Raw genomic sequence first — 4,334 nt, 5'->3', positions numbered from 1 at the left:
CATAAAACAAGAGGAAGCTCATTTGAGCTTCCTCTTGTGAAAAATTGTGGGACAGCAATGCCATTTAGGACTCTTTTTTTATCTGTTTATTTTTAACGTCCAAGCAAACCACGTGCAACAATTTCTTTCATGATTTCATTGGTACCGCCATAGATCCGTTGAATGCGGGCATCGACAAAGAAACGCGAAATCGGATATTCCGTCATATAGCCATAACCACCAAAGAGCTGAAGCAGATTGTCAGCAACTTTCATCTGCATATCCGTTGAGAAGCTCTTTAGCGCTGCTGCAGTTTCAACATCCAACTTGCCTTGCATATACAACTCAACATTCTGGTTATAGAAAGCTGCTGTTGCCAGCTCGTCAATCTTGGCTTGTGCCAGTACAAAACGGGTATTCTGGAACTGACCAATCGCCTGACCAAAGGCCTGACGCTCTTTGACATATTGAGTCGTTACATCAATCGAGCCACGAATCGCCCCCAGTGCGGTTGCCGCAATAGCGGTACGTTCACGTGGGAGTTCCTGCATCAGATAGACGAAGCCCTGACCTGGCTGACCCAGCAATTGATCTTTCGGTACTTTGACATTATCGAAGAACAGCTCTGAAGTATCCTGTGAATGCAGACCAATTTTGTCCAAGTTCTTGCCTTTTTTAAAGCCTTCCAGATGCGTATCCACCAGCATCAAAGACACACCTTTGGCGCGTGCTTGTGGATCTGTTTTCACGGCTAATACGACTAAGTCAGCATGCTGACCATTGGAGATAAAAGTTTTAGAACCATTCAACAGATAATGGTCACCCTGCAAGATGGCATTGGTTCGCATGGCTTGCAGATCAGAACCTGCACCCGGCTCAGTCATGCCAATCGCACCGACTACTTCACCAGATACCATTTTCGGTAGCCAGTATTTTTTCTGCTCTTCTGTACCGATATGCAAGATATACGGCGCTGCGATATCCGAGTGACAAGACAGGCCGGTTGAGATGGCGCTATAGCCTGCTCGAGCTGACTCTTCGATTAACATCAGGGAATAGTGGGTCGGAACACCGTAGCCACCATATTCTTCCGGAACATCGACACATAAGAAGCCATTTTCACCCATCGCATTCCAGACTGAACGCGGCATCATGCCTTCACGCTCCCACTCTTCATAGTAAGGCGCTACGTGTTCATTCATAAAGCGTTTGAAATTGTCGCGGAAAAGTTCCAGGTCAGCATCGTAAGCCAGCATTCTTTTATCCTTATCGTGTTTATCGTTTTATTTCCTGTGCACAGGCTAACTATTTTTAGAAAGGCTGTCATGTGCCTGACTTATTTTTTCGCTAACTTCACAGTCAGATAAAAATAAAAAAGGAAGCCGAAGCTTCCTTTTTATGACCTACAAGACGAACTCAAACTTAATGAGCGTTGTTGCCTTCCTGCGCCATTTTTTCATCAATTTCAGCCGGATTTGCTAATGCATAGTTCAGCTTGTCCATGTCTAACTGACCGACCCATTTTGCTACAACCAGAGTTGCCAAAGAGTTACCGACCAGATTGGTCAAGGCACGAGCTTCAGACATGAAGCGGTCAATACCGAGAATCAAGGCCAGACCTGCAACCGGAATATTACCTACAGCCGCTAAGGTTGCTGCCATCACGATAAAGCCTGAACCAGTTACACCCGCTGCACCTTTAGAAGAAATGAGCAATACGAGAAGCAAGGTAATCTGGTGAGACAAATCAAGTTGCGTATTGGTCGCCTGTGCAATGAAGATTGCCGCCATTGTCAGGTAAATCGAAGTACCATCCAGGTTAAATGAATAACCGGTTGGAATGACCAGACCTACCACTGACTTTTCAGCACCTGCAAGCTCGAGTTTTTTCAACATGCGTGGCAATACAGATTCAGACGATGAAGTACCGAGTACAATCAGTAACTCTTCACGAATCAGGCGAATCATCTTGACAATGCTAAAGCCGGTAAAGCGAGCAATTGAACCTAGCACAATAAAGATGAACAGCAAACAGGTGATATAGAAGCAGATGATCAACTGAGCCAATTGTGCCAGAGAACCGATCCCATATTTACCGATCGTGAAAGCCATCGCACCAAATGCACCAATAGGTGCAAGTTTCATAATCATGTTCACGATGTTAAAGAACACATGTGAAATCTGATCTACCAGTTTGAGGACTGGCTTACCTTGTGCACCCAGTTTGTGTAATGCAAAACCGAACAGGATCGCAAATAAAAGGACTTGCAGGATTTCGCCTTCGGCAAATGCTCCGACTACCGTATTTGGAATGATATTCATAAAGAAATCAACGGTAGACTGAGAAGCACCCGACTCTACATATTTAGAAATCCCGGCCGTGTCCAGCGATGCCGGATCAACATTCATCCCAACGCCTGGCTTGGCAATATTAATCACCAGAAGACCAATGATCAGCGCCATTGTTGATACGATTTCGAAGTAAAGTAGAGCGACACCACCAGTTTTACCGACTGATTTCATGCTCTCCATACCTGCGATACCGCTAACCACGGTACAGAAAATCACAGGTGCGATGATCATTTTAATTAAACGGATAAATGCATCACCCAGCGGCTTTAGTTGTTCGCCCAGACCTGGAACATATTGTTCTGCACCATTAATGATTTGTGTACCACTTGGCGAGAAATGTCCGACGAGGATACCCGCAATAATGGCTACAATCACTTGAAAATAAAGCGACTTATAAATTGGTTTTTTAGCCATAACCTTACTTCACGATATACTTCTAACCAGAAGCAATATTCAGTTTTCACTTATTTTTAAAAAACAAGCGTCCAATACTTGATTGTCTGAAACAAAAAAGTGCCTATGTATCAAAAAATTAATCTGATACTGAAATTAGAATGTGTATGTACATTTAACAATCACAGGAACACCGATCTTTAAGAAAAGTCAGTGCATTGATCAGGAGATAAAGCAAACACAAGAATTGCGTGAAATTTTAACCGCTTTTTAGACTTTTGTTTAACCCGAAATGTTAAATTTGCCTAAATACTAAACAATACCTCTTAGACTATAGTCTTATAAAACTCTAATAATTCTGCAAAATAAGAAGGTGAAATACCAATATCAGCGTAAAATATGCCAATACTTGATGAACATGATTGATCTATGCCCATGACCACAAAGCGAAATATTTATAAAGATGCCGAACATCCTTTTGCCCAGTTTATTCGTATTATTGGCAAGGGGAAAAATGGTGCACGTTCTTTAAGCTATGAAGAAGCCTATCAGGCTTTTAGCATGATCCTGAAAAATGAAGTGCTGGACGTACAACTGGGCGCTTTTCTGATGCTATTACGCGTCAAGGAAGAATCTGTTGATGAACTCGCAGGCTTTGTGCAGGCGACCCGAGACCAACTGAATTTTAAGGCATTGGATGTTGATCTGGACTGGTCATCTTATGCAGGCAAACGCAAACATTATCCCTGGTTCATTCTGGCTGCGCTTACCCTCGCCAAGCATGGCTATAATATTGTGATGCATGGTGCTTCAGGTCATACCTTGAATCGGGTTTATACAGAACAGGTACTTAACTACTTAGGCTATCCAATCTGCCAGAATGACACTGAAGTGGAACAGCAACTTAAAGAAAAACATTTCGCTTACCTGCCTTTGGAGGTGATCTCCCCGATTCTGGCTGAGCTGATCGGGCTACGTAATGTTATGGGCCTTCGCTCCCCGATTCATACGCTGGCACGTCTGATTAATCCATTTAATGCCAAAGCGACTTTACAGGCCATTTTCCACCCTGCTTATCGTAGTTCACATCAGCAGTCCGCTTACAAGTTAGGTTATCAAAATAGTGCAGTCATTAAAGGTGAAGGTGGTGAGTTCGAACGTAACCCGGATGCCAAAACTTTAATCTGTGGAATTAAGAATGGCGAACTTTATGAGCACGAATTACCAAAACTGACTGACAACCGTAGTCCGATTGAAGAAGAGCTGGATCTAGCTGTGTTTAAGCAAGTATGGGAAGGTCAACGCTCACATGAATATGGTGAAATCGCAGTGGTTGAAACTATGGGCATTGCACTGTATACCATGGGTGAATGTGACAGCTATGAAGTAGCGATGCAAAAAGCCAGAGAGCTTTGGAATACCCGTCTTTCGGTTTGATCAGACCAGAAAACAGACATTAAAAAAGACCAAATCTGTGGTCTTTTTTTCGGTTTCGATTAAACGAAACGGATTGGCTTGAATTCCGGCTCATTTTTGTGATGATCATCATCACATTGTTCGCCTTCTTCTTTAGTGCCGCGGTCGATATAACCGCTGCGTTCGGTTTCTGG

Annotated in this window: 3 protein-coding genes and 1 pseudogene; 1 reads left to right on the top strand and 3 read right to left on the bottom strand. The window is 43.3% G+C overall.

Features of this window, described 5'->3' with window-relative positions; all coding sequences use genetic code 11:
* Window positions 1-92: 92 nt before the first annotated feature.
* Both B4J23_RS00205 and B4J23_RS00200 read right to left on the bottom strand, forming a co-directional pair.
* Complete coding sequence (locus tag B4J23_RS00205; RefSeq protein WP_125279075.1) at window positions 93-1,235, bottom strand: acyl-CoA dehydrogenase family protein; 1,143 nt, start codon at window positions 1,233-1,235, stop codon at window positions 93-95.
* Between the two features lie 166 nt (window positions 1,236-1,401).
* The gene (locus B4J23_RS00200; protein ID WP_005236469.1) at window positions 1,402-2,745 is read right to left on the bottom strand and encodes a dicarboxylate/amino acid:cation symporter; all 1,344 of its coding nucleotides are present in this window, start codon (window positions 2,743-2,745) and stop codon (window positions 1,402-1,404) included.
* Window positions 2,746-3,159: 414 nt separating this feature from the next.
* Here B4J23_RS00200 and B4J23_RS00195 point away from each other — a divergent pair, with 414 nt between their 5' ends.
* Window positions 3,160-4,161 (top strand): glycosyl transferase family protein, encoded by a 1,002-nt coding sequence (locus tag B4J23_RS00195; protein WP_291358136.1) that lies wholly within the window; start codon window positions 3,160-3,162, stop codon window positions 4,159-4,161.
* A gap of 59 nt (window positions 4,162-4,220) precedes the next feature.
* Here the strand turns inward: B4J23_RS00195 and B4J23_RS00190 are convergent.
* Window positions 4,221-4,334 (bottom strand): annotated as a pseudogene (locus B4J23_RS00190) (DUF1315 domain-containing protein); the annotation flags it as partial.

The organism is Acinetobacter sp. UBA3025, from assembly GCF_002367915.1.
GTDB lineage: Bacteria > Pseudomonadota > Gammaproteobacteria > Pseudomonadales > Moraxellaceae > Acinetobacter.
Note: the sequence above shows the minus strand (reverse complement) of the source record. Positions and strands in the feature narration are given on the sequence as shown.